The following is a 25,550-nucleotide window of genomic DNA, read 5'->3' as shown; positions in this document are numbered from 1 at the left end:
ACCCCCCACGTGAAGTTCACCGACGGCTACTGGCTGCTGCGCGAGGGCGTCACCGCCGCCCACCCGGTCGAGGTCCTCGATGTCACCGCCCCCGAGGGCGCGTTGGAGATCCACGCGCCGACGATGCCGATCCGCCACCGCGGCGACCTGCTGAAGGGACCGGTCGTGACGATCAGCGCCCACGCCCCGATGCCCGACGTCATCGGCGTCACCTTCACCCACTTCGAGGGCGAGCAGCCGCGCGGTCCCCAATTCGACGTGCAGAAGGAGGAGTTCGCGGTCCACACGTCCTACGACGACGAGCGCGCGACCCTCACCTCCGGTGCGCTGTCGGTCCAGGTGGCGCGCACCGGGCCCTGGCACGTCGACTTCCTCGCCCACGGCCGGACCCTCACCAGCAGCGGCCCCAAGGGCATGGGCATCATGCGGGACGCGACCGGTGCGCACTACCTGCGCGAGCAACTCGGCCTGGGAGTAGGCACATCCGTCTACGGACTTGGCGAACGCTTCGGCCCGCTCGTCAAGAACGGCCAGGTCGTCGACATGTGGAACGCCGACGGCGGCACCGCCACCGAACAGGCCTACAAGAACGTCCCCTTCTACCTGACCGACGCGGGCTACGGCGTCTTCGTCGACCACCCCGGCCGGGTCTCCTTCGAGGTCGGCTCGGAGGCGGTGTCGCGGGTCCAATTCAGCGTGGAGAGCCAGCAGTTGACGTACTACGTCATCTACGGCCCGACCCCCAAGGACATCCTCCGCAAGTACTCCGCCCTCACCGGCCGCCCGGCGCTCCCGCCCGCCTGGTCGTTCGGCCTGTGGCTGTCGACGTCCTTCACCACCTCCTACGACGAGGAGACGGTGACGTCCTTCATCGAGGGCATGCGGGAGCGCGAACTCCCGCTCTCCGTCTTCCACTTCGACTGTTTCTGGATGCGCGAGTTCAACTGGTGCGACTTCGAATGGGACCCTCGCGTCTTCCCCGACCCGGAGGGCATGCTCACCCGGCTCAAGTCCAAAGGCCTGCACATCTGCGTCTGGATCAACCCGTACATCGCGCAACGCTCGCCGCTCTTCGCCGAGGGCAAGGCACTCGGTCACCTCCTGCGCCGGCCGGACGGCAGCGTCTGGCAGTGGGACCTGTGGCAACCCGGCATGGCCCTTGTCGACTTCACCAGCCCGGCCGCCCGCGACTGGTACGCGGCCAAGCTGGAGGCGCTGCTCGCGCAGGGCGTCGACTGCTTCAAGACCGACTTCGGCGAGCGGGTCCCCGTGGACGTCGCCTACGCGGACGGCGCGGACCCCGAGCGGATGCACAACTACTACACCTACCTCTACAACCGCACGGTCTTCGACGTCCTGCGCAAACACCGCGGCGAGGGCGAGGCGGTAGTCTTCGCCCGCTCGGCCACAACAGGCAGCCAGAAGTACCCCGTTCACTGGGGCGGCGACTGCGAGGCGACGTACGAGTCGATGGCCGAGTCGCTGCGCGGCGGACTCTCCCTCGGCCTGTCCGGCTTCGGCTACTGGAGCCACGACATCGGCGGCTTCGAGGGCACCCCGACCCCCGCCCTCTTCAAACGCTGGCTGGCCTTCGGCCTGTTGTCCTCCCACAGCCGCCTGCACGGCAGCTCGTCCTACCGCGTCCCGTGGCTCTTCGACGAGGAATCCGTGGACGTACTACGGCAGTTCACCCGCCTGAAGCTGAGCCTCATGCCCTACCTCTACGAGACCGCGCGCACCGCCTCCGCCGAGGGCGTCCCGATGATGCGGGCGATGGTCCTGGAGTTCCCGGACGACCCCGGGTGCGCACATCTGGAACGGCAGTACATGCTCGGGAGCGATCTGCTGGTCGCGCCCGTCTTCAGCGACGACGGCGACGTCTCGTACTACGTCCCCGACGGCACCTGGACCCACTACCTCACCGGCCGCACGGTCACCGGACCGCGCTGGGTCCGCGAGAAGCACGCCTTCGACAGCGTGCCGCTCCTCGTCCGGCCCGGCGCGGTGATCCCGGTCGGCGCAGTGTCCGACCGCCCCGACTACGACTTCGCCGACGGCGTCACCCTGCGGGCCTACGGCCTGGAGCGGGGCGCGCAGGTGACGGTCCCGGTCGGCGACGTGACCTTCACCGTCGTACGGGAAGGAGACACGCTCCGGGCGTCGTGCAGTGATCCCGCCCTCTCCTGGGCGCTGGCCGCCGGGGAGCGGACGAAGTCGGGTACCGGCTTCCTTACCCTGGAGCTGGGCTGATGGTGAAGATCACTGACGTGGCCCGGCACGCCGGGGTCTCCCCCAGCACCGTGTCGTACGCCCTGAGCGGCAAGCGCCCGATCTCCGAGGAGACCCGGCAGCGCGTCGAGGCGTCCATCCGCGAACTGGGCTACCGGCCGCACGCCGGCGCCCGCGCCCTGGCCAGCAGCCGGTCCAACGTGCTGGCCCTGGTGATCCCCTTACGGACCGGCATCCATGTCCCGGTGGTCATGCAGTTCGCGGTGTCCGTGGTGACCACGGCTCGCCGCCATGACCACGACGTGCTGCTGCTCACGCAGGAGGAGGGCGAGGAGGGCCTCCGGCGGGTCGCGGACACGGCACTCGTGGACGCGATGATCGTGATGGACGTCCAACTCGACGATCCCCGGCTGCCGTTGCTCCGTTCCCTGGACCGGCCGTCCGTGATGATCGGCTTCCCCGCCGAGGCGGACGGACTGACCTGCATCGACCTCGACTTCAAGGCCGCCGGTGAACTGTGCGTGGAACGGCTCGCGGGCCTCGGGCACCGCGTCGTCGCCCTCGTCGGCTCACCGCCCGAGGTGTACGTCCGCGGGACCGCCTTCGCCCAGCGGGTCGTTCAGGGCTTCACCGCCGCCGCCGACCGCAACAGGCTCGCCTCCTCCGTCCACCCCTGCGAGGCGGCACCCGGGGCGGCAGCGGCCGTTGCGGAACAACTGCTGCGCGAACAGCCCGCGTTGACCGGAGTGGTCGTCCACAACGAACCGCTCCTCGAACCCCTCATCGACGCCTTCGAGCAGCTGGGACTGCGCGTCCCCGCCGATCTCTCGGTCACCGCGATCTGCCCCGACGAACTAGCCGAATCCGTACGGGTCCCCATCACCTCGGTCGCCCTGCCCGCCGCCGAACTGGGCTCCCGCGCAGTCGAGTTGCTGATGAAGAAGCTGGACGGCAAGACCGTACCCGACGCGACCCTGCTGGCACCCCGGCTCACGGAACGCGCGAGCACGGCACCGCGCAACGCACCCTGACGTTCGCAACGCCCGCATGCAAGGCCCTACTTGAAGGAGCCGTGACATGAAAGGCAAGAGACAAGGAACCAGAGGACACAGAACCACGTTCGTCGTGGCGCTGGCCCTGATCGCCGGTCTGGGAGCGACGGTCCCGGCGACGGCCGACACCCCGTACCCCTTCCGCGACCCGGGTCTCTCCGTCCAGCAGCGCGTCGACGACCTGCTCGGCCGCCTGACCCTGGACGAGAAGATCTCCCTCCTCCACCAGTACGAGCCCGCGATCCCCCGCCTCGGCATCCAGTCCTTCCGCACCGGCACCGAGGCCCTGCACGGCGTCGCCTGGCTCGGCAAGGCCACGGTCTTCCCGCAGGCCGTCGGACTCGCCTCGACCTGGGACCCGGCACTGATGGAGCAGGTCGGTTCGGCGGTCGGCGACGAGGCCCGCGGCTTCCAGCAACAACGCCCGGACGGCTGGGGGTTGAACCTCTGGGCCCCGGTGGTCAACCTCCTCCGCGACCCGCGCTGGGGCCGCAACGAGGAGGGCTACAGCGAGGACCCGGAACTGACCGGCGCCCTGTCCACGGCCTACGGCGAGGGCCTGACCGGCGGCGACCCGAACCACCTCAAGACGGCCCCCACCCTGAAGCACTACCTCGCCTACAACAACGAGGTCGACCGCGCGACCACGTCCTCCGACCTGCGCCCACGCGTGCAGAAGGAGTACGACGAGGCAGCCTTCAAGCCGGCGATCGAGGCGGACGCGGCCACGGGCGTGATGACGTCGTACAACCTGGTCAACGGCCGCCCTGCTACGGTAAATCCGGACCTGAACGACGTCGTGCGGACCTGGACCGACCAGAGCCTGCTGAACGTCACCGACGCCTTCGCGCCCGGCAACCTCGTCTCACCGCAGCAGTACTACCCGACGATCGCGGAGGGCGACGCGGCGGCGCTCAAGGCCGGCGTCGACAGCTTCACGGACAACAGCGCGGACTCCGGCCCGACGACGACAGCGGTCAACTCGGCTTTGCAGCAAGGCCTGTTGAAGGTATCGGACATCGACAAGGCGGTGTCGGACATCCTCTCCGTCCGCGTCCGACTCGGTGAATTCGACCCAGGCGGCGGCAAGTACGGCTCGATCGACGCGTCGGTCATCAACAGCCCGACGCACCAGCAGCTGGCGCGCAAGGCGGCGGCCGAGAGCGCGGTACTCCTGAAGAACAACGGCACGCTGCCACTGAGGAGTTCGAGCAAGGACGTGGCGGTGGTCGGCCCCCTCGCCGACACCCTCTACACCGACTGGTACTCCGGCACACTCCCCTACGCCGTCACCCCCGCGAAGGGCATCGCCTCGAAACTCGGCACCGGAGTGACCACCAGCGAGGGAGTCGACCGCATCGCCCTGCGCGACACGGCGACCGGCAAATACGTCACGGCGGGCACGGGCGACACGGGCGCCCCCTTGCAGGAGACCACGGACACCGCCACGACCGCCGCCCAGTTCGACGCCTTCGACTGGGGCTCGGGCATCGTGACCCTGCGCTCGGCCGCCAACGGTAAGTACGTCGGCTACAACTGGTCGAACTTCGTCAACGACCAGACACAGCCGAACGGTTGGTACGTCCAGCAGCAGTTCAAGCTGGAACAGCAGGACGACGGCACGTACTTGCTGAAGTACGCGGGTTACGAAACCGCCGAGTCCTGGTGGTCGAGCCCGGTCTACCTCGGCCCGACCGACGCGAACGGCACCCTGGGCCTGGTCTCCAAGGACCAGGCAGCCCACTACACGAAGGACGTGGTCCGCAGCGGTGTGGCCGACGCCGTGGCCGCCGTGAAGGGCAAGGACACAGCGGTCGTCGTCATCGGCTCGATGCCGTCGATCAACGGCCGCGAGGCCCACGACCGCACGGACATGTCCCTGGCCCCCTCACAGGAGGCCCTGGTCAAGGCAGTCCACCAGGCCAACCCGAAGACGGTGGTGGTGGTCGAGAACAGCTACCCCACCACGCTGGACGCTGTACAGAAGGAGGTCCCGGCCCTCCTCTGGACCTCCCACGCGGGCCAGGAGACGGGCAACGCCCTCGCCGACATCCTCTACGGCGACACCAACCCGTCCGGCCGCCTCACCCAGACCTGGTACCAGTCGACCTCGGACCTCCCCTCGATCCTCGACTACGACATCATCAAGTCCGACCGCACCTACCAGTACTTCCAGGGCAAGCCGCTCTACCCCTTCGGCTACGGCCTCTCCTACACGACCTTCCGCTACGGCACCCTGAAAGCCGTCGCCGGCGGCTACGAGGTCCCGGTCACCAACACGGGCACACGGTCCGGCGACGAGGTCGTACAGCTCTACACGCACCAGCGCACCTCCCGCGACAAGGAGCCTCTGAAGCAGCTGAAAGCCTTCCAACGGGTGTCCCTGAAACCCGGCGAGACGAAAACGGTCCACCTGAAGCTCCGGCAGCAGGACCTGGCCCACTGGGACGTCACGCGCTCGAAATGGGCCGTGGAATCCGGCACGTACGACGTGCTGGCCGGAGCCTCCTCCGCCGACATCCGCACCCGTACGACCTGGCGGGTCCACGGCGAGACCATCCCACCCCGCGACCTGTCGCGGACGACCCGCGCCGAGAACTTCGACGACTACTCCGGCATTCACCTCGTCGACGAGTCCAAGGCGAGCGGTACGGCGGTGGGCGCGGCGGCGGACGGCGCGTGGCTGAAGTTCGCGGACACGCAACTGGGCGCGGGCGCAACGAAGTTCACGGCCCGGGTGGCGGGAACGGCCGCCGGGACGATCGAGGTCCGGCTGGGCTCTCCGACGGGCAGGCTCGTGGGGACGGTTCACACGGCGGCGACTTCATCGTCGTACGACTACGAGACAGTGACCGCGGATCTGTCGGGTACGGCGAAAGGCCGTACGGACGTATATCTGGTCCTGAGCAACGGCCTACGAATATCGACCTTCACTGTTCGGTGACAGGAAAAAGCCCCCGCTGCCGAAACAGCGGGGGCTTTACCCACATGGGATGAGTGGAGATGGCGGGAATCGAACCCGCGTCCACCGGTGCAGAATCAGGGCTTCTCCGTGTGCAGTTCGCTGTGATTTTCTCGGCCCCGGTGATCACGCGAACAAGTCGCCGACGGGCCCAGTCACTGTTTGATTTCCCATCGAACCCCGTGACCGAGCTCGATGGTTTAGTTCCCTAGATTATGCCAGGGTCCGGGTCGGGAACACCCCCGGGCTGACACCCTTTTAGGGTCCTTCAGTCGCTGTTATTAGGCAGCGAGGGCGAAGGACTGGGAATCGCTCTTGGAATTGGCGATTATTGGTTGCGACATATGGTTAACGAGATCATTGCCGCTTCCTCGACACGCTTCACCTGCTTCGACATCCGCTGTCGAAACCGATCATCCCCATGTTGTTTTTTCAATGTCCCTCCGAAGAGGGCGCCACACCCGCTGTGGGGTGCAGTAGCCATCGTACGTGACCAACGCACGCCGATGCCACCGTATTCCTCGTGGCTACTCGCCGCGCTGCTTCCGCTTCGCCGCCGCGATCGCGCGGTCCGACTCCCGGCGGTCCTGCTTCTCGCGCAGGGTCTGCCGCTTGTCGTACTCCTTCTTGCCTCGGGCGAGCGCGATCTCGGCCTTGGCCCGGCCGTTGCTGAAGTACAGGGCGAGGGGCACGATCGTGTGACCCGTCTCCTGGGTCTTGGACTCCAGCTTGTCGATCTCCTCCCGGTGCAGGAGCAGCTTGCGCTTGCGGCGCACGGAGTGGTTGGTCCAGGTGCCCTGGTGGTACTCGGGGATGTGGGCGTTGTGCAGCCACGCCTCGCCCCCGTCGATCTGGACGAAGCCGTCGGTCAGCGAGGTCCGGCCCTCACGCAGCGACTTGACCTCGGTGCCGGAGAGGACGATCCCGGCCTCGTAGGTGTCGATGATCGCGTAGTCGTGCCGGGCCTTCTTGTTCTGGGCGACGATCTTGCGCTTGCCGCCCTTCTCGCCGTCCCTGGCCTTGCCGGCGGCGGCCCCACCGCCCTGCTTGGGCTGGGACTCCTTGGGTACGTACATTCCCTTGCTCATAGTGCTGACCATTTTCGCACTAAGAAGGGGTGTGAGGGAAAGGCGATTACCGAGGGCGAAAACGGACGGCTAGGACGCGTCCCCGAGACCGCTCAACACCGTCTCGGCCCGCTCCACGGCGGCCTGTCCCTGTGCGGTGACATCGAGGTCGGGGGTGATGCCCCGGCCGTCGACGGTGTGGCCGGAGGGGGTGCGGTAGTGGCCGACGGTCAGTTCGGCGACGACGCCGTCGGGCAGTTTGCTCGGCATCTGGACCGAGCCCTTGCCGAAGGTCCTGGTGCCCACGACGACCGCGCGGCCGCGGTCCTGGAGGGCGCCGGTGAGCATCTCGGCCGCGCTCATCGTGCCGCCGTCGACGAGCGCGACCAGGGGTCTGGTGGTGTCGCCGTCGGTGGTCGCGTGCAGGGCGCGCTCCTCGCCGTCGACGTCGTACGTGGCGACGAGGCCGCCGTCGAGGAAGGCGGAGGCGGTGGTGACGGCCTCGGTGACCAGTCCGCCGGAGTTGCCGCGCAGGTCGAGGATGAACCCCGAGTCGGCGGGGGCCTGCCGTACGGCGGTGCGGACGACGTCGCCGACGCCCTTGGTGAACGCGGCGATCTTGATGACCGTGACGCCGCCGGCCAGTTTGGTGACGGTCACGGAGTCAGTGGAGAGCCGGGCGCGGCGTACGGTCTCGCTCCACGCGTGCGTGCCGCGCTCCAGGCCGAGGGTGACTGTGGTGCCGGCGGCGGCGTCCTGGGCGTCACCGCGCAGTAAGGAGACGACCTCGGTGACGGGCTGCCCGTCGACGTTCTCACCGTCGACGGTGCGCAGTCGGTCGCCCTTGTGCACACCCGCGGCCGCGGCGGGCGACCCGGACTGCACACGGGTCACCTCGATCCGGCCGTCCCGCTCGCGCCGGGCCCAGAGCCCGACGCCGGTGTACTGGCCGTCGAGCGCCTCCTCGAACTCCTCGTATTCCCCTTGGGAGTACACGGCACCCCAACGGTCCCCGCTGCGGCTGACGGCACGCTCGGCGGCCTCCATGGGCGACTTGCCGTCGGCCTTGGCCTCGGCGGCGGCCTTCGCGACGTCCTCATGGCGGGCGACGGTCGCCGAACGGGCCGTACCGGACGCCGATTTCCGGTCGGACCGGTCGGGTTCGTCGAACGCCCCCGTCGCCGCACCAGCGACCAGCACACTCGCGAACACCAACGTCAGGGCGGCCCCGCGGCGAATGCGGCGGGGCTGACAGAACAGGTCACGACCTGACATGGCGGTGAGTCTAGGACAACGCGAAGAGCCGCACGGGCGGTTGCCCGTACGGCTGTCGTGGCATGCGTCACCGAGGCGCCTGGGGCGGGGCACGGCGAAATCGCGCGGAAGTGATCAGACGTACGGGCATTCGCTCGTCGGTGTGAAGCGGGCGGAAGACGACCCAGGTGTTCGAGTGTCGCGCATACGGTCTGCGGTGAGTGAGGGGGAGGACATGGTCGCGACGCAGGTGGCTGCCCGTATCGGGCATGCCCGGTTCACGTACCGGTTGCGGGTCTCGTCCACCGCCGGGGAGGCGCTGCTGGCCGAGTGGGGACGCTGTCGGTGGGTGTGGAACGAGTGCGTGGCCCGTTCCAAAAGGGCCTATCGGGATGGGGAGATGTGCGGTCCGGCCCTCCTGGACAGGATGTTGACCGAGGCTCGGGCGGTCACACCATGGCTGGCCGAGGGCGCGTCCGTCCCGCAGCAGCAAGTGATCCGCGACTTCGGTAAGTCACGTGCGAAGGCCCTGAAGGACATCAAGGAACGCCTGTCGGTGACGCGCCGGGCGGGAATGCCCGGCTACAGGAAGAAGCACGGAAGCCGCCCGAGTCTGAGCTACACACGGCGCGGTTTCCGATTGAAGGGTGGGCGGCTGAACTTGGCGGGCGGGATCGTCCTGACCGTGGTGTGGTCGCGTGAACTGCCCGCCGAGCCCTCGTCGGTACGCGTGTACCGGGACAGCGCCGGCGATTGGTACGCCTCCTTCGTCGTCCCCGCCGAGGTCGCGCCGTTGCCCGCGACCGGCCGGGTGCTCGGCGTGGACTGGGGTGTACGGGAGACCGCCACCACCACAAGCGATGCCCACGACCTTCCCCATGCCGGGCACGGCAGGAGGGCCCAGGCGAAGCTGTCCCGGTACGACCGGATGGTGGCCCGCCGCAAACCGAAGAAGGGCCGCGCGGCCTCGAAGGGCTACCGGGAGGCGAAACGATGGCGAGCGAAGACCTGTCGGAAGATCGCCCGGCAACGGCAGGACACCGCGCGCAAGTGGGCCAAGAAGGTCGTGCGGGACCATGACGCGATCGCGGTGGAGGACTTCAGACCGAAGTTCCTCGCGAAGACGTCCATGGCGCGCAAGGCGGCGGACGCCGCGATCGGGGCGACGAAGCGGGCCCTGATCGAGATGGGACGCAAGCACGCGCGGGACGTACGGCTGGTGCATCCCGCGCACACCACCATGGACTGCGGACGGTGCGGAGCGAGAACCAAGCACGCCCTCCCGCTGTCGGAACGTACCTACACCTGCACCACGTGCGGAACTGTGTCCCCCAGGGACAAGAACTCCGCCCGTGTGATGCTCGTCCGGGCTGGTCTGAACCCGGCTGGTGTCGAGGGCACAAGACCTCCTGGAGCGTTGCTCCAGGAGGCGGCCTGAGTCAGGAATCCCCTCCCTTGCCGGAGAGGGGAGCAGTCAAACCTTCAGGTACTTGCGCAGCGCGAAGAACGCCGCAAGCGCGGGCATCAGGAGGCTCGTCGCGAGGATGAGCGGGAGCTTCGTCAGGACGGCGTCCCAGCCGATGAAGTTGATCAGGTTGAGCTTGTGGGACAGGTCGAGGCCGTGGTCGATGATGAAGTACCGGGCGACGACCAGGAATCCGCAGGCGACCGTGCCGCCGATCAGGCCGGCGACCGCGGCCTCCATGATGAACGGGGCCTGGATGTAGAAGCCCGAGGCGCCGACCAGGCGCATGATGCCGGTCTCGCGCCGGCGGCTGAACGCCGAGACGCGCACGGTGTTGACGATCAGCATCAGGGCGACGACCAGCATGAGGGCCATGACCGCGCGCGCGGCCCAGTTCATGCCGTTCAGGAGGCCGAAGAGGTTGTCCAGGATGCCCTTCTGGTCCTGTACCGACTGGACGCCGTCACGGCCGTCGAAGGCGGTCGCGATGACCTGGTACTTCTCCGGGTCCTTGAGCTTGATGCGGTACGACTCCTGCATCTGGTCCGGCGTCAGCGAACTGGCCAGCGGGGAGTCGCCGAACTGCTCCTTGTAGTGCTTGTACGCCTCGTCCTGCGACTCGTAGACGACCTTCTCGACGACCGACATCTTGCTGAGGTCGGACTTGATCTGCGACTTCTGGTCGTCGGTCACCGCGCCCTTGGCGCAGTTGGGGTCGGACTCGGCGTCGCTCTTGTTGCAGAGGAAGATCGAGACGTTGACCTTGTCGTACCAGTAGCCCTTCATCGTGGTGACCTGGTCGCTCATCAGGAGCGAGCCGCCGAAGAGGGCCAGGGACAGGGCTACGGAGACGACGACCGCGAAGGTCATCGTCAGATTGCGGCGGAGACCGACACCGATCTCGGAGAGTACGAACTGGGCGCGCATGGCGGCTTCTTCAGGCCTTTCCGTGGACGGACATCAGACGGCGGTCGATCGGCTGTCAGTGCTGGTAGCCGTAGACGCCACGCGCCTGGTCACGGACGAGGCGGCCGCCCTCCAGCTCGATGACGCGCTTGCGCATCTGGTCCACGATGTTCTGGTCGTGCGTCGCCATCACCACGGTGGTGCCCGTCCGGTTGATCCGGTCGAGCAGCTTCATGATGCCGACGGAGGTCTGCGGGTCGAGGTTGCCGGTGGGCTCGTCCGCGATGAGGAGCTTGGGCCGGTTCACGAAGGCTCTCGCGATGGCCACGCGCTGCTGCTCACCACCGGACAGTTCACCGGGCCTGCGGTCCTCCTTGCCGCCGAGCCCGACGAGGTCGAGCACCTGGGGCACGGACTTGCGGATCTCGCCCTTGGACTTGCCGATGACCTCCTGGGCGAAGGCCACGTTCTCGGCGACCGTCTTGTTGGGCAGGAGGCGGAAGTCCTGGAAGACGGTCCCCAGCTGGCGGCGCATCTGCGGCACCTTCCAGTTGGAGATGCGGGCGAGGTCCTTGCCCAGCACGTGCACCTGGCCCTGGCTGCACCGCTCCTCGCGGAGGACCAGCCTCAGGAAGGTGGACTTCCCGGAGCCGGAGGACCCCACGAGGAACACGAACTCGCCCTTCTCCACTTCCAGGGAGACGTCCCTGAGAGCGGGGCGGGTCTGCTTGGGGTAGACCTTGGAGACACTGTCGAATCGGATCACGGGTGCACCACGGGTAGCCGGGGGTAGGTGAGCGTGACCATACGCGACCCGGGTGTGCCCGCGCAGTCGCCCTCCGGGGTTGTGCGAGGCTTGCACGTTTTGTCGCGCATTTGAAGGGCTGGAACGCACAGGGTCGGGGCAGGATAAGGCGAGCCGCGCCGAATCCCGCGGAACCTGGCACAGTGGAGGGGAACGTTCGGGAACGTTCTCGTATCCCGCGGCGTTGTGTCTGTGATAGCCGGTGCAAGGAGGGCGAGCGCATGACGTACGACCGGTTGGTGTGCGCGAACTGCGCGGCGCCCGTGAACGAGGGCCGCTGTCCCGTCTGCCGTGCGAACCGCGAGCGGCTGCAGCAGGAGAATCCCTGGGGCAATCTCAACCCGATGGCGCTGATCGCCCTGCTCGCGGTACTGATCGCGGCGCTGGCGCTGGTGGCGCACCAGACCGCCTGAGCCACACCGAAGAGCGCGCACGAAGGGCCCGGAGCGATTCCCGCTCCGGGCCCTTCGTCATGCACTGCGCGTACGTTCCGTACGGGGACGGCTACCGTCAGGCAGCCGTGCCGCCGCGGCTGTTCCCGAGGCGCGGGAGGACGCGGAAGGCGATGCCGCCGGCGATCATCGTCGCGGCGCCGATCAGCAGGAACGCGGTCTGGCCGGCACCGGTCTCGGCGAGCTCGTCACCGCTGCCCTGGGCCGACGTGTCGGAGCCGGTGTCCGTGAGGGCGGAGGTGCCCGCCTCCTGGGCGGAGGAGCCGCCGTCGGGGTCGGTGTTGTTGCCGCCGGTGGAACCGGTGCCGGAGCCGCTGGTGCTGCCGTCCGACGGGCTGTCGGTGGTGGGCTCGTCCGTCGGCTCGGTGGGGTTGTCCGTGGGCTCGGTCGGGTCGTCCGACGTGGGCGGCTCCGACGTCGGCGGCTCGGAGGACGGGGGCTCCGAGGACGGCGGCTCGCTCGTCGGCGTGTTCGGAGCGGTCGGGACACTGGTGTCGGTCGGGGTCGGGGAGTCGGTCCCGTCGCCCGGTGCGTCGTCGGTGGTGGTAGTGGCGCTCAGCGTCACGCCCAGGTCGAGCGCCGAGGCGGCACCCGCGGCGGTCAGCGAGGCACCGGCGGCGATGACGGCACCGGCCGCTATGCGCGCGACACGGATCCGCGTCTTCTTGGTCATCTGGTTGCTACCCCCAGTAGCTCGTCGTCAGTGGTGCGTCGGTGTCCGGGGCCGTGATCGACAGGGGTAGCGGCTGGCGAAAGCTCGACTCCCCCGGTTCACATGCGCCCCAGAGACACGCATGCCACGCTTCACCCTTCCCATTTTTCACAGCAACGTCAAGGCCGTTGCGAGCGCAATGTCCAAGTAAGCGTTCTTTACTGGGAGATGAAACCTGTGAGTGTGATGTAAAACCCAGACATCATGGAGCGCGACGGGAAGACAAAAGGCAACTGCCGCCCGGTGGACGGCAGTTGCCTTGTCGACAAAACTACGTGCGGGGTTACTTCTCCTGCTGCTTGCGCCAGCGAATTCCGGCCTCGAGGAAGCCGTCGATCTCGCCGTTGAACACGGCCTCGGGGTTGCCGACTTCGTACTCCGTGCGCAGGTCCTTGACCATCTGGTACGGGTGCAGGACGTACGAACGCATCTGGTTGCCCCAGGAGTTGCCGCCGTCGCCCTTGAGGGCGTCCATCCGGGCCTGCTCCTCCTGGCGGCGGCGCTCCAGCAGCTTGGCCTGGAGCACGTTCATCGCGCTGGCCTTGTTCTGGATCTGCGAGCGTTCGTTCTGGCAGGAGACGACGATGCCGGTGGGGAGGTGGGTGAGGCGGACCGCGGAGTCGGTGGTGTTGACGCCCTGGCCGCCGGGGCCGGATGACCGGTAGACATCCACACGCAGCTCGGACTCGTCGATCTCGATGTGGTCGGTCTGCTCGACGACCGGGAGGATCTCCACGCCGGCGAACGAGGTCTGGCGGCGGCCCTGGTTGTCGAAGGGCGAGATCCGCACGAGGCGGTGGGTGCCCTGCTCGACGGAGAGCGTGCCGTAGGCGTACGGCACGTGCACGGCGAAGGTGGTCGACTTGATGCCGGCCTCTTCGGCGTACGACGTCTCGTAGAGCTCCGTCTTGTAGCCGTGCCGCTCGGCCCAGCGCAGGTACATGCGCTGGAGCTTCTCGGTGAAGTCGGAGGCGTCGACGCCTCCGGCCTCGGCGCGGATGGTGACGACGGCCTCGCGGGAGTCGTACTCGCCGGAGAGGAGGGTGCGGACCTCCATCTCGTCCAGCGCCTTCTTGACGGCGGTCAGCTCGTTCTCCGCCTCGGCGCGGGTGTCCGGGTCGTCCTCCTCCTCGGCCATCTCGAAGAGGACCGAGAGGTCGTCGATCCGGCCGCGCAGGGCCTCGGTCTTGCGGATCTCGGCCTGGAGGTGACTCAGCTTGCTGGTGACCTTCTGCGCCGCTTCCGGGTCGTCCCACAGGGAGGGCGCTGCCGCCTGCTCCTCGAGGACGACGACATCTGCCCTCAGCTTGTCCAGGTCCAGGACGGCCTCGATCGACTCCATGGTCGAGGAGAGGGACTTGAGCTCTTCGGATACATCGACGACTGCCACGCCCCCAGCGTAACGGCTCCGCCAAGCGGGGTGCGCCGTGGCCGTTACCGGGCTCTGATCACCCCGTGCCGGTGCCGCCGCACCTGGGGGCTCCGCCCCTAGACCCCCCGACCTGCGCCCAGCCACCACCCGACTCGGTCGGCCGAGAGGTGCACCACAACCAGCCCGTCCGACTCGGTCTCTCAAGCGCCGGTAAGCATCACCCAGCCCGCCCGGCTCGGTCTTTCCAGCGCCGGTCCGCATCACCCAGCCCGTCCGGCGCTTGAGGACGAGGCCGTTCAGGCCGACCGGGGGTCCAGGGGGCGGAGCCCCTTGGGATGGGACGGGTAGGGGCGGCGGGGGCGAGAAATTACGGCGAAGCCGGTGCCGAGTTCTTCGTGTCCGGGGAGTTCGCTCCGGAGTCGTCGCTCGACGTGGCCACCCACGTACCGACTCCCACCGCCGCGATCAGCGCGACCGCCGCCGCCCCCAGGGTCAGCCGCCTGCGTCGCGTAGCCGCCCGGTGCCGAGCCGAACCGGGGCGTGGGGCGCCCGCCGGGCGGGGTGCCCGGGCCGTGCCGCGGGGGCCGCCCGCCAGTTCGTCCGGCGCGGGGACCCGCATCGAGGTGTGGGTGTCCCGGTTGGAGTCGGCGGGCTTGGCGCCCGGCACCAGCGGTACGGCACCGCGCCGTACCCGCTCGCCGCGCGCGGGCGTGGCCACCGGGGCCTCCTCCTGCTCCGCCTCCTCCTGCTCTGTGTCCGGTTCGTCCACGTCCAGTGGAGGCATCCCGGCCAGCAGGGGGAGCTGTTCGCGCAGGCGGGCGGCGAGTTCGGAGGCCCGCAGCCGGGAGGCCGGGGCCTTCGCCAGGCACTGCACCATCAGCTGCCAGAGTTCGTCGGGAATCCCGGGCAGCGGTACGACGGTCTCGGTGACGTGCCGTCTTAGCACCGCGCCGGGGTGGCCGCCGCCGAACGGGGTGAAGCCGGCGAGGAGTTCGTACAGGACGGTCGCGAGGGCGTAGATGTCGACGGCCGCGCGCGGGGGCAGGCCCTCGACGATCTCGGGGGCGAGATAGTCGGGCGTGCCGATGATCTTCGTGGCGCGGGTGCGGCGCGGGGAGTCGATGAGTTTGGCGACCCCGAAGTCCGTCAGCAGCGCGGGGTGCGCGCCGCCGGGGCCGAGCGGGCCCTGCATGTCGAGGAGGACGTTCTCCGGCTTGACGTCCCGGTGCACGACGCCGGCCGCGTGGGCCGCCGCCAGTCCGTCCGCGATGTCGGCGACGATCGCCACCGCGGCCTCGGGGGCGAGGCGCCGCTCCCGGTCCAGCCGGGTGCGCAGATCCGTCCCCCGGACCAGGTCCATGACGAGGGCGAGGTCGTTGCCGTCGACGACCAGGTCCCGTACGGACACGATGTTCGGGTGCTCCAGGCCGAGCAGGGCCGTGCGCTCCTGCACGAAGCGTCCGACGAGTTCCTGGTCGGACGCGAGGTCCTCGCGCAGCAGCTTGACGGCGACGGGCCCCTCGGGACCCTCACCCAGCCACACCGTGCCGGCGCTGCCCCGCCCCAGGATCTGGTTGGCGGTGTACCGGCTGCCGATCTTCCGTGCCAAGACTGCTCCATCCAGACGCGTGTTGTCGTTAAAACTACGCGTCAGATGAGCCAACCTTCACCGCCGAGGCAGAAATCACCCACTGGGTGTCGACAAATCACCAACACAACGCCGGACTTGGGGCTTTACGGCGATTGGTCGGCGTCGGTCAGCGGTCGGTCGGGGGTCGCTCAGCGGTCGGTCGACGGTCGGTCGGCGGTCAGTTGCCCGCCGCGGAACCCAGATCCTTGACCCAGCCGCTCACCGTGTGGACGACGCCGGTGATCTCCTGCCAGTAGCTCTTGCCGGTGCCGATCCAGTCCTGCAGCGGGGTCAGCTCCCACACCAGCCAGCCCGCGACGAACAGCAGGACGATCGTGAACAGACAGCCCTTCAGGCAGCCGAGTCCGGGGATCTTCATCGGGTTGGCGCTGCGCTGCCGCGGCTGGCGGGGCTCACGTGCGGGCTCCTGCGGCCGCTGGGGCTGCTGCTGGCGCGGCGGGGCGTACTGCTGCGGCTGTTGCTGCTGCGGATAGCCGTAGCCCTGCTGCTGCGGGCGCTGTTGGCGCTGCGGGGGCCGCTGCTGCGGGCGCTGCTGGGCGGCCTGGCGGGGCTGTGGCTGTTGCTGCTGCGGGTGGGCGACCTGGCGCTGGGGGCGGCGGCGCAGCGGGTCCTCGCCCGGGTCGAGGTAGGGCTGGAACTGTGTCTGTTCGTTGCGGTCGCGGGCCGCGCGGAGCTGGTTCTGCCAGGGGTGCGGCTGCTCGGGGCCGGGGCCCGACGGGTTCTGCCCGCCCTGCTGGCCGTACGGGTTCTGCGGCATGACCGTGGTCGGGTCGGCCGCGCCGCGGTTCGGCAGCACGGTGGTCGGGTCGGCGGCGCCCACGGGGCCGCTGGTGTGCGGGAGGACGCTGGTGGCCGCGTTCGGGTCGTAGCCGCCCGCTCCGTGTGAGAGGACCTGCGTCGGGTCCGCGGCGCCGGGCACGCCCGGTACGGCGGCGGGCGCGGGGTCGGGGGCCAGCAGCCTGCCGACGTTCTCGGCGGCGGCGATCTGCGCGGAGTTCGCGTGCACGCCGACGCCCTCGGCGACGACCCGCAGGCCGCGGGCGAGGTTCTCGGCGCTGGGGCGTTCGTCCGGGTTCTTGCGCAGGCAGCGCTCGATGACCGTCCACAGGGGGTCGGGGACCGTCGAGGGGCGGCGCGGTTCGGCGCTCAGGTGCTGGTGGAGGACTTCGAGGGCCGAGCCGCCGGAGAACGGCGGGTGGCCGGTGACCAGCTCGTACATCAGGATGCCGGCGCCGTAGATGTCCACGGCGGAGGTCTGCGGGCGGCCCTCGGCGGACTCCGGCGCGATGTACGCGGGCGTGCCGACGAACTCCTGGGTGCGGGTCAGGCCCGGGGAGTCGGCGAGGCGGGCGATGCCGAAGTCGGTGAGCAGCGGGTACATCTGGCCGCCGCCCTGCTTGAGCAGCACGTTGGCCGGCTTCAGGTCGCGGTGGACGACGCCGTCGGCGTGGCTGGCGGCCAGCGCGTCGGCGATCTGCGCGGTGAGCAGCGCGGCGCCGACGGGGCTGAAGGGGCCGTTCTCGCGCAGGTAGTGGTGCAGGTCGGGGCCCTCTACGAGGTCCATGACGAGCGCCAGGAGATCGCCCTCGACCACCAGGTCGCGGACCCGGACGATGTTCGGGTGGGTCAGGCGCAGCAGCACCGACCGCTCGCGGAGGAACCGCATCACGATGTCGGGATCGTTGGCGAGCTCTTCCTTGAGGACCTTGATCGCGACGGTCTCGCCGGGCTGACCCTGGACGGCCGCCTCGGCGCCCGCCGTCTCGCGCTGGCGGGCCCGCCAGACGGTGCCCGTGGCACCGCGTCCGAGCGGCTCCTCCAGGAGGTACTTGCTGCCTACCGGCCGCACGTCTGCGCTCCCTGCTGCTTGCCTGTGTTCCGGTCCACTGTAGTGCCGCCCCTCTTGCGGCTACCTACGTAAGCGTTGCCGTACATGTTCGAAGGAAAGACGCTTACCCCGGTCTCCTGGTTGCCGAAGCCGGACATGACCGGTCTCACTCGATCACCGGTGCGGCACTGGTCAGGCACTTTTGGGGACAGAGCTGACCAATCAAGATCACTTGCTGCCGGGCCCCGGGCGAGTTGTCAGTGGCAGGTGCGAGGATGCGTGCAGTACTGGCCGATGTGCTCGTGTTGGGGTGGGGGGAAACCTCTGCCCGGGCAGAAGGGACCGCTGACGGCGATGCAGATCCGGCTGACCGTCGTAGACCCGTTGGGGCCGCCCGCGCAGCCGCGGGGCCGCCTCGCGAGTTGCGATGTGCTGGTCACCGCGCCCGCCGGCACGGCCCTGGCCGCGGTGGCCTCGGCGCTGGCCTCGGCGGTCTCCGCCGACGCGGCGGCGTCCCAGCCCGAGCGGAGCCGCGAGTCCGGCGGCCCGATCGTGCTGTACGCGGGCGTGGAGCGCCTCGACACCCAGCGCTGCACCCTCGGCGAGCCGCCGCTGACGGACGGCGCGGTGCTGTCCCTGGGCACCCCCGCCGAGCCCGAGGCGCATCCCGAGCTGGACGACGCCCCGACCCAGCTCCATGTGGTCGCCGGGCCGGACGCGGGCGGGGTGCACCTCCTGCACGGCGGTCAGATCCACATCGGCCGCTCCGCCGACGCCGACGTCCCCTTGGACGACCCGGACGTGTCCCGGCTGCACTGCGCGGTCACGGTCGACCCCGGTGGCCGCGTCTCGGTCGCCGACCTCGGCTCGACGAACGGCACGACCCTGGCGGGCACGCGCGTGGGCACCCGCCCGGTGCGCTTCGCCCCGGGCGCGCTGCTGCGCATCGGCGAGTCGGCCCTGCGGCTGACCCCGTCCGGCGGCTCGGGAGCGCGCGCCGAGACGGCCCCCGACGGCGAGGGCCACGTGCGCGTGTCCCCCGGAAACCCGGCCGCACCGCGCAGTGAACCGCTCGTGGTGCCGGGCCAGGGCAGCGCCCCGAGCATCGAGCACCGCGTCGTCCACGACGGCGGGGACACCCACGCCGGCCGCTTCGGGGTGTTCGGCGAGGCTCTTGAGGACGGCGACACCGAGGACGCGTTCTCCGCTCGTACGACGACCTCCCGCATCCCCACCGACGACGACTCCGGCGACCACGACGGACGCAAGGGCACCCCTCTCCGTGGCACCGACGTGCCGCCGGGTGTGCGCAGGCGCGGTGGCATCGGCAAGTGGGCACGCCGTCTGACGGGCGGACGCGGCGAGCCGACCGCCGAGGACTCCGAGTCGGCGTACGGCTCGGCATACGGCGGCTCGTACGACGAGGAGGGCGCCGACGAGAGCGTGCCGCCCCCGCCCGTCGTCCCCCAGCAGCCGGACACCTGGCCCGACCCGGCGGCCCTGCTGCTCACCGCCCTGGGCCCGGGACCCCGGCTGTGGGAGCGCGCCCCCGGTCACCCCGAGGCGCTCACCGTGCGGCTCGGTACGGCGGACCGGGCGACACCTGACGGCTCGGCACTGCTGCCCGCGGTGCCGGTGACCTCCGGGCTGCGCGAGGTCGGCGCGCTGGGCCTGGCCGGTCCGCGCGCGCGGCTCTCGGGGCTGGCCCGCGCGGTGGTGGCCCAGCTCGCCGCGCTGCACTCGCCTGACGCCCTGGAGATCGTGCTGATCAGCACGGACCGCGCGCGTACCGTGGCCGAGCGCACCGCCGAGTGGTCCTGGCTCGGCTGGCTGCCGCATCTGCGCCCCGGACACGGCCAGGACTGCCGTCTCCTCCTTGCCTACGACCGCGAGCAGGCCACGGCCCGTACCGACGAACTCCTCCGCCGCCTGGAGGACCACGCGGCCGACACGCACGGCACGGGTCGGCCGACCGTCACGTCCGGCGCCTCCGGCCGGCGCACCCCGGGCATCGGCGCACAGCGCGGCTCGACGGAGGGGCAGTCGGGGATGTCCTCCCAGCCGGGCGTCTCCTCACAACTCGGCTCGGCAGAGGGCCAGTTGGGGACCGGCACCGCACGGCATGCAGCCGACGACCGCCGTCAGCGTGGAGCGACGACCACGTACAGCACCAGCGACGACGCCCACCACCACCGGTCCGGCACTTCCGACCCCTCGGGCGCCTTCGACGACCCGGCCTCCGGCGCCACCCGACCGCGCCCCGCCGACACCGAGCCCGCCGACCAGGTTCGCGGCGCCGCCCACCGTCCCTCCTGGGCCCGCACCGACGACGGTGACGGCTCGGTGGACGGCTTCGTGGGGCCGTACACCGTGCTCGTGGTGGACGGTGACCCCGGTGGAGCCGATGTGCGCGAGGCGGTGGCGCGGCTGGCCCATGACGGGCCCCGGGCCGGTATCCACGTCGTGTGTCTCGCCGAGACGGAGCCGGCCTCGCCCGCGTCGCCCGTGACGGAGACGTACGAGGCGGCATGCGCGGCGGCGCCGACGTTCCGGGAGTGCGGGGCGGTCGGGCTGCTCAGCGGTGATGTCGCGACGGCACTGCGGGTACTGCGGGTCGCGCACGGCGGCACGGGGGCGTCACGGCTCGGCACAGAGGCGTCTCGGCCCGACCAGACGGACTCCGGCCCCTCCGCCTCCGGCCCCGTCGGCCAAGGCACCGTGGCCGCGGTGGACGCGGTATCGCTGGCCTGGGCCGAGCGGTTCGCGCGGGCGCTGGCTCCGCTCCGGGCGGACGGTCCGGCGGGCGAGCGGCACACGCGTGTGTCGGCGCCGTTGCCCCAATCCGCGCGGCTGCTCGACGAGTTGGGGCTGGCCCGGGCCACCCCGGCGTCCCTGCTGACGCGTTGGGCGGACGCCGGCGACGACAAGGACGCGCTCGGCGGGCGGGCTTGGGCGGTGCTCGGCGCCGGTCCGCGCGGGCCGGTCACCGCGGACCTCGCCGCCGAGGGACCGCACCTGCTGATCGAGGGCCCGCCCGGCAGTGGTCGTACGGAGTTGCTGCGGGCGGTGGTCGCCTCGCTCGCCGCCGCCGAGCGCCCCGACCGGCTGGGCATCGTGCTGATGGACGGCCGGGACAGTGTCGGGGCGAGCGGCGGTCACGGCGAGGGCCTGCGGGTCTGCACGGACGTACCGCATGTCACCACGCATCTCACCGCCAACGACCCTGTACGAATGCGGGAGTTCGCGCAGTCCCTGAGCTCCGAGCTGAAGCGGCGGGCCGAGTTGCTGGGCCGGATCGGCTTCGCCGAGTGGCACTCGCGGCACGAGATGTCGGGCCGGATCATCTCCCAGCGCGGCACGTCGGGCGCCGGGGATCTGGAGAGCCCGCCGAGTGCGACGATCCGGCTGCGGCCCTCGGCGGCGGCCCGTCAACAGACCGAGGCAGCACCGCCGTTGCCCCGGCTGGTCGTGGTGGTCGACGACCTGGACGCGCTGGTGAAACCCCCGCTGGGCTCCCCCGGGCGCCCAGCTGCGGGCTCGGTCATACGCGCGCTGGAGGCGGTGGCCCGCGAGGGCGAGCGACTCGGCGTGCACCTGGTCGCGGCGGCCGCGCTGGACGCCCGTACGTCCGAGACGGAACCGGCCCGGCACGCCACGCTCCGCGTCACGCTCGACGCGACGACCCAGGGCCCGGACGAACCGGCCCCGGGGCGCGGCCGGTTGACCCTCCCGGACGGCCGGGCGACCCCCTTCCAGGGCGGCCGGGTCACGGGCCGTATCCCGCGCACGGCGACACTGCGCCCCACGGTCGTCCCGCTGGAGTGGCAGCGCATGGGCGACCCCCCGGCCCGCCGCCCGGTCCGCGAACTGGGCAACGGGCCCACGGACTTGGCGCTCCTGGCCAGCGCGCTGGAGCGGGCCACGCGTTCGGTGTCGGCGGCGGAGGTGCCGTCGCTCCTCTGATCGTTCACAGCTTGCCCACACAACCCCACGTCACGACCCAGTCACGATCCCGGTCTTGACAGCGGACGCCATCTTGCCGCCTTCAAGTACCGGGCGTAGACCAGTGCGCACGGAAGCGTTCGAGCGTTCGACGAGGAACGAAGAACGGGGCAGTGATGCGCAGCACGAGCAGCACATACCGGACACGCATAACCGTACGTACAGCGGCAGTTGTCGCCGCGGGAGCACTGGCGCTCTCGCTCACCTCTTGCGGTGGCAGTGACAACAAGAGCGACAACGGCAAATCCAGCACCCCTTCCGAGAGCACCGGCACGGTCACCCTGCCCAAGCTGAACGGCGCGAGCCTCGAAGTGGCCGCCGTGTGGACGGGTGCCGAGCAGAAGAACTTCAAGGCGGTCCTCGCGGAGTTCGAGAAGCGCACGGGCGCCAAGGTCACCTTCGTGCCCGCCCAGGACCCGATCATCAACTTCCTCGGCTCGAAGGTCGCGGGCGGCCAGCCGCCGGACGTCGCGATGCTCCCGCAGCCCGGCGCCATCAAGCAGGCCGTCGACAAGAAGTGGGCCAAGCCCCTCGGACCCGAGGCGATCGCGGAGTTGCAGAAGAACTACTCGCAGGGCTGGCAGGACATCGGCAAGGTCGACGGCAAGCAGTACGGCGTGTACTACAAGGCCGCCAACAAGTCGCTGATCTGGTACAACGCGAAGGTCTTCGCGAACGCGGGCGCCAAGGAACCCAAGACCTGGCAGGAGTTGCTGACCACCGCGCAGACGGTCTACGACTCCGGAGTCACCCCGTTCTCGGTCGCGGGCGCGGACGGCTGGCCGCTCACCGACTGGTTCGAGAACGTGTATCTGTCGCAGGCCGGGCCGGAGAAGTACGACCAGCTCGCCCAGCACAAGATCAAGTGGACGGACCCCTCCGTGAAGGAGGCCCTCACCACGCTCGCCCAGATCTGGGGCAAGAAGGCCTACATCGCGGGCGGTCAGAACGGCGCGCTGCAGACCGAGTTCCCCGCCTCCGTCACGCAGACGTTCACCGGCGGCGACCAGCCGAAGTCCGCGATGGTCTACGAGGGCGACTTCGTGCAGGTCAACATCGGTGAGACCAAGGCGAAGGTGGGCACGGACGCGAAGGTGTTCCCGTTCCCGGCGGTGGGCTCCGCCGCGCCTGTGGTCTCCGGCGGCGACGCGGCCGTCATCCTGAAGGACTCCAAGGCGGCCCAGGCCCTCGCCACGTTCCTGGCTTCCCCGGACGCGGCGACGATCCAGGCGAAGCTCGGCGGCTACCTCTCCCCCAACAAGAACGTGCCGGACTCCGCGTACCCGAACGCGGTGCAGCAGAAGATCGCCAAGTCGCTCATCGCGGCCGGTGACGACTTCCGCTTCGACATGTCCGACCAGGCCCCGCAGGCCTTCGGCGGCACCCCCGGCAAGGGCGAGTGGAAGGACCTCCAGGACTTCCTGAAGAACCCCACGAACATCGCGGGTACGCAGGCGCAGTTGGAGAAGGACGCGGCGGCGGCGTACGCGAGCGGGAGCTGAGCCCGAGATGGCATCGGCAGCGGCGGAGGCCCCCGGGGCCTCCGTCCCTCCCCGCAACCGCAAGAGCGTGACCGGCACGCGCAGGACCGTGGCAGTGCTGTTCCTGCTGCCCGCCCTGGTGCTGCTCGGCGCGCTCGTGGTCTACCCGATCGGGTACTCGCTGGTCCGCAGCTTCGGCAACCAGGCCGGCGACGGCTTCGCCGGATTCGACAACTACAAGGCCCTGTTCACCGACGACGGCATCCGCACCGCCCTGAAGAACAACGTCATCTGGGTGGTGTTCGCGCCGACGGTCGCCACCGCCCTCGGCCTGATCTTCGCGGTGCTGACCGAACGGGTGCGCTGGGGAACGGCGTTCAAGCTGGTCGTCTTCATGCCGATGGCGATCTCCATGCTGGCCGCCGGCATCATCTTCCGCCTCGTCTACGACCAGGACCCGCACAAGGGGGTCGCCAACGCGGTCTGGGTCGGCGTCCACGACACGTTCGCCTCGTCGTCGGCGTTCCCCAACGCCCACCCGGGCCGGGAATCCCCGCTCAAGGCGGACCACGGCGGCTTCATCACCAGTACGACGGTCCACACCGGCCAGACGATCACGCTCCCGCTGGTCGGCGTCGCCCCCGACCAGATGCCCGGCAGCGCGAAGAAGGCCGTAGCCGCGAAGGCCGAACCGGGGAAGATCACCGGCACGACCTGGCAGGACTTCACCCGCGGCAAGGGCGTCGGCAAGCTCGGCGGGGTCGACCCGTCCGAGCTCGGCTACGGGGGGATGAAGATCGAGGCGGTCAAGGACGGCAAGATGGTCGCCTCGACGAAGGCCGCGGGCGACGGCACCTTCACGCTGCCCGCGAAGGCCGACGGGGCCCAACTCCGGCTCCCGGCAAGCAACTTCAAGGCGCCGTACAACGGTGTGGAATGGCTGGGCCCGTCGCTGGTGACGCCGGCCATCATCGGGTCGTACGTGTGGATGTGGGCCGGGTTCGCGATGGTGCTGATCGCGGCCGGGCTCGCGGGGGTGCCGAGGGAGTTGTTGGAGGCGGCTCGCGTCGACGGCGCCAACGAGTGGCAGGTGTTCCGGCGGGTCACGGTGCCGCTGCTGGCGCCGGTGCTCGCGGTCGTCGTCGTCACGCTGATGATCAACGTGCTGAAGATCTTCGACCTGGTCTTCATCATCGCCCCGGGCTCCTCCCAGGACGACGCGAACGTGCTGGCCCTGGAGCTGTACCGGAAGGGCTTCTCGGAGGACCAGCCGGGGATCGCCAGCGCGATCTCGGTGTTCCTGCTGCTGCTGGTGATTCCGGTCATGCTCTTCAATGTGCGGCGGCTCAGGCGGGAGGTGCGGCGATGACCACGGAAGCCGGAACTCTGGGGAACGCGGCGCCGGTTGAGGCCGTCAAGGCGCGGGAGTCGCTCGGCGAGCGGATCGCGGGGGCGGTGAGCGGCGGGCTGGTCCGGGTGTTCCTGATCGTCGTCGGCCTGTTCTGGCTGGTCCCCACGATCGGGCTGCTGCTGTCCTCACTGCGCTCACCGGAGGACATGAGCGCGAGCGGCTGGTGGAAGGTCTTCAGCCAGCCCTCCCAACTCACCTTCCACAGCTACAAGACGCTGCTGGAGAACAGCGACATCACCAACTCGCTGTGGAACACCGTCCTGATCACCGTCCCGGCGACGATCCTCGTCGTGGTGATCGGCTCGCTCGCGGGCTACGCGTTCGCGTGGATGGAGTTCCCGGGCCGTGATTGGTGGTTCCTGGGCGTGGTCAGCCTGTTGGTCGTGCCGGTGCAGGTCGCGCTGATCCCGATCGCCGAACTCTTCGGCAAACTCGGCCTGTTCGGGACCATCTTCGGGGTGATCCTGTTCCATGTCGGCTACGGGCTGCCGTTCGCGGTGTTCCTGCTGCGGAACTTCTTCGCGGAGATCCCACGCGAACTGCTGGAGGCGGCCCGGCTGGACGGCGCCGGTGAACTGCGGCTGTTCGCGCGGGTCGTGATGCCGCTCGGCGGGCCCGCGATCGCGAGCCTGGGCATCTTCCAGTTCCTGTGGGTGTGGAACGACATGCTGGTCGCGCTGGTGTTCACCAAGTCCAGCACGCAGCCGATCACGGTCGCACTGCAGACGCAGGTACGCCAGTTCGGCAACAACATCGACGTGCTGGCACCCGGTGCGTTCATCTCCATGGTGATCCCGCTGGCCGTGTTCTTCGCGTTCCAGCGGCAGTTCGTGTCCGGTGTCATGGCGGGCGCGGTCAAATAGTAATAAACCGCACATAGTTCAAGGGGTGGGCCGTCACC

General features: G+C 69.8%; 17 protein-coding genes and 1 other RNA gene. 9 read left to right on the top strand and 9 right to left on the bottom strand.

From position 1 onward, the window contains the following. Positions 1-9: 9 nt before the first annotated feature. The 3 genes from yicI to OO70_RS32865 are packed head-to-tail and all read left to right on the top strand — an operon-like array spanning position 10 to position 6,225. Positions 10-2,250, top strand: coding sequence for an alpha-xylosidase (gene yicI / locus OO70_RS32875; protein ID WP_043679323.1), 2,241 nt, complete (start codon positions 10-12; stop codon positions 2,248-2,250). Beyond that, positions 2,250-3,260 carry a LacI family DNA-binding transcriptional regulator gene (locus tag OO70_RS32870; protein WP_043679320.1) on the top strand — a complete coding sequence of 337 codons (1,011 nt, stop codon included), beginning with the start codon at positions 2,250-2,252 and terminating at the stop codon, positions 3,258-3,260. Before yicI ends, OO70_RS32870 begins: the two co-directional genes overlap by 1 nt. Positions 3,261-3,306: 46 nt before the next feature. After that, entirely contained in the window at positions 3,307-6,225 is a 2,919-nt protein-coding gene (locus OO70_RS32865) for a glycoside hydrolase family 3 protein (RefSeq protein ID WP_051741855.1), read from the top strand. Positions 6,226-6,276: 51 nt separating this feature from the next. Here the strand turns inward: OO70_RS32865 and ssrA are convergent. The 3 genes from ssrA to OO70_RS32855 form a co-directional block, all read right to left on the bottom strand. Further along, positions 6,277-6,664: a transfer-messenger RNA gene (gene ssrA / locus OO70_RS51850) on the bottom strand. A 106-nt stretch (positions 6,665-6,770) separates the two neighbouring features. Then, entirely contained in the window at positions 6,771-7,319 is a 549-nt protein-coding gene (gene smpB / locus OO70_RS32860; protein WP_043679314.1) for an SsrA-binding protein SmpB, read from the bottom strand. 81 nt (positions 7,320-7,400) lie between these two features. Next, on the bottom strand, positions 7,401-8,585 hold the full coding sequence (locus OO70_RS32855; RefSeq protein WP_199827455.1) for a S41 family peptidase: 1,185 nt from the start codon (positions 8,583-8,585) through the stop codon (positions 7,401-7,403). 214 nt (positions 8,586-8,799) lie between these two features. Here OO70_RS32855 and OO70_RS32850 point away from each other — a divergent pair, with 214 nt between their 5' ends. After that, a complete protein-coding gene (locus OO70_RS32850; RefSeq protein ID WP_043679308.1) occupies positions 8,800-10,002 on the top strand; it encodes an RNA-guided endonuclease InsQ/TnpB family protein in 1,203 nt (400 codons plus the stop codon). A 36-nt stretch (positions 10,003-10,038) separates the two neighbouring features. Here OO70_RS32850 and ftsX read toward each other — a convergent pair whose 3' ends face one another. Both ftsX and ftsE read right to left on the bottom strand, forming a co-directional pair. Continuing rightward, positions 10,039-10,956 (bottom strand): permease-like cell division protein FtsX, encoded by a 918-nt coding sequence (ftsX, locus tag OO70_RS32845; protein WP_043679305.1) that lies wholly within the window; start codon positions 10,954-10,956, stop codon positions 10,039-10,041. Between the two features lie 55 nt (positions 10,957-11,011). Beyond that, the gene (ftsE, locus tag OO70_RS32840) at positions 11,012-11,701 is read right to left on the bottom strand and encodes a cell division ATP-binding protein FtsE (protein WP_019065989.1); all 690 of its coding nucleotides are present in this window, start codon (positions 11,699-11,701) and stop codon (positions 11,012-11,014) included. 260 nt (positions 11,702-11,961) lie between these two features. Here ftsE and OO70_RS32835 point away from each other — a divergent pair, with 260 nt between their 5' ends. Beyond that, a complete protein-coding gene (locus OO70_RS32835; protein WP_043679302.1) occupies positions 11,962-12,153 on the top strand; it encodes a hypothetical protein in 192 nt (63 codons plus the stop codon). 97 nt (positions 12,154-12,250) lie between these two features. On the opposite strand, the gene OO70_RS32830 is transcribed toward OO70_RS32835, so the two are convergent. The 4 genes from OO70_RS32830 to OO70_RS32815 form a co-directional block, all read right to left on the bottom strand. Next, complete coding sequence (locus tag OO70_RS32830) at positions 12,251-12,865, bottom strand: hypothetical protein (protein WP_043679299.1); 615 nt, start codon at positions 12,863-12,865, stop codon at positions 12,251-12,253. 322 nt (positions 12,866-13,187) lie between these two features. Then, entirely contained in the window at positions 13,188-14,294 is a 1,107-nt protein-coding gene (gene prfB, locus OO70_RS32825; RefSeq protein WP_043679296.1) for a peptide chain release factor 2, read from the bottom strand. Between the two features lie 349 nt (positions 14,295-14,643). Continuing rightward, positions 14,644-15,885: a serine/threonine-protein kinase gene (locus OO70_RS32820; protein WP_043679293.1), complete on the bottom strand. Its 1,242-nt coding sequence runs from the start codon at positions 15,883-15,885 to the stop codon at positions 14,644-14,646. 199 nt (positions 15,886-16,084) lie between these two features. Then, entirely contained in the window at positions 16,085-17,776 is a 1,692-nt protein-coding gene (locus tag OO70_RS32815) for a serine/threonine-protein kinase (protein ID WP_043679290.1), read from the bottom strand. A 333-nt stretch (positions 17,777-18,109) separates the two neighbouring features. Here OO70_RS32815 and OO70_RS32810 point away from each other — a divergent pair, with 333 nt between their 5' ends. The 4 genes from OO70_RS32810 to OO70_RS32795 all read left to right on the top strand — a co-directional run bounded on the left by OO70_RS32810 (position 18,110) and on the right by OO70_RS32795 (position 25,512). Next, a complete protein-coding gene (locus tag OO70_RS32810; protein ID WP_043679287.1) occupies positions 18,110-21,718 on the top strand; it encodes an FHA domain-containing protein in 3,609 nt (1,202 codons plus the stop codon). A 155-nt stretch (positions 21,719-21,873) separates the two neighbouring features. Then, complete coding sequence (locus OO70_RS32805; protein ID WP_043679284.1) at positions 21,874-23,259, top strand: ABC transporter substrate-binding protein; 1,386 nt, start codon at positions 21,874-21,876, stop codon at positions 23,257-23,259. 7 nt (positions 23,260-23,266) lie between these two features. Then, positions 23,267-24,607 (top strand): carbohydrate ABC transporter permease, encoded by a 1,341-nt coding sequence (locus OO70_RS32800; protein ID WP_078651653.1) that lies wholly within the window; start codon positions 23,267-23,269, stop codon positions 24,605-24,607. Then, positions 24,604-25,512 (top strand): carbohydrate ABC transporter permease, encoded by a 909-nt coding sequence (locus OO70_RS32795; protein ID WP_043679281.1) that lies wholly within the window; start codon positions 24,604-24,606, stop codon positions 25,510-25,512. Before OO70_RS32800 ends, OO70_RS32795 begins: the two co-directional genes overlap by 4 nt. Positions 25,513-25,550 lie beyond the last annotated feature (38 nt).

Source organism: Streptomyces xylophagus, from assembly GCF_000716435.1.
GTDB lineage: Bacteria > Actinomycetota > Actinomycetes > Streptomycetales > Streptomycetaceae > Streptomyces > Streptomyces xylophagus.
The sequence above is the reverse complement of the archived record's forward strand: the minus strand, read 5'-3'. Positions and strand labels throughout refer to the sequence as shown.

Excerpts from the sequence above, each read along its gene's own strand:
- OO70_RS32855 (WP_199827455.1), bottom strand. The coding sequence starts at position 8,585 with ATGTCAGGTCGTGACCTGTTCTGTCAGCCCCGCCGCATTCGCCGCGGG.
- OO70_RS32830 (WP_043679299.1), bottom strand. The coding sequence starts at position 12,865 with ATGACCAAGAAGACGCGGATCCGTGTCGCGCGCATAGCGGCCGGTGCC.
- OO70_RS32870 (WP_043679320.1), top strand. The coding sequence starts at position 2,250 with ATGGTGAAGATCACTGACGTGGCCCGGCACGCCGGGGTCTCCCCCAGC.
- smpB (WP_043679314.1), bottom strand. The coding sequence starts at position 7,319 with ATGTACGTACCCAAGGAGTCCCAGCCCAAGCAGGGCGGTGGGGCCGCC.
- OO70_RS32865 (WP_051741855.1), top strand. The coding sequence starts at position 3,307 with ATGAAAGGCAAGAGACAAGGAACCAGAGGACACAGAACCACGTTCGTC.
- OO70_RS32800 (WP_078651653.1), top strand. The coding sequence starts at position 23,267 with ATGGCATCGGCAGCGGCGGAGGCCCCCGGGGCCTCCGTCCCTCCCCGC.
- OO70_RS32805 (WP_043679284.1), top strand. The coding sequence starts at position 21,874 with ATGCGCAGCACGAGCAGCACATACCGGACACGCATAACCGTACGTACA.
- ftsX (WP_043679305.1), bottom strand. The coding sequence starts at position 10,956 with ATGCGCGCCCAGTTCGTACTCTCCGAGATCGGTGTCGGTCTCCGCCGC.
- OO70_RS32850 (WP_043679308.1), top strand. The coding sequence starts at position 8,800 with ATGGTCGCGACGCAGGTGGCTGCCCGTATCGGGCATGCCCGGTTCACG.
- OO70_RS32795 (WP_043679281.1), top strand. The coding sequence starts at position 24,604 with ATGACCACGGAAGCCGGAACTCTGGGGAACGCGGCGCCGGTTGAGGCC.
- OO70_RS32835 (WP_043679302.1), top strand. The coding sequence starts at position 11,962 with ATGACGTACGACCGGTTGGTGTGCGCGAACTGCGCGGCGCCCGTGAAC.
- OO70_RS32810 (WP_043679287.1), top strand. The coding sequence starts at position 18,110 with ATGCAGATCCGGCTGACCGTCGTAGACCCGTTGGGGCCGCCCGCGCAG.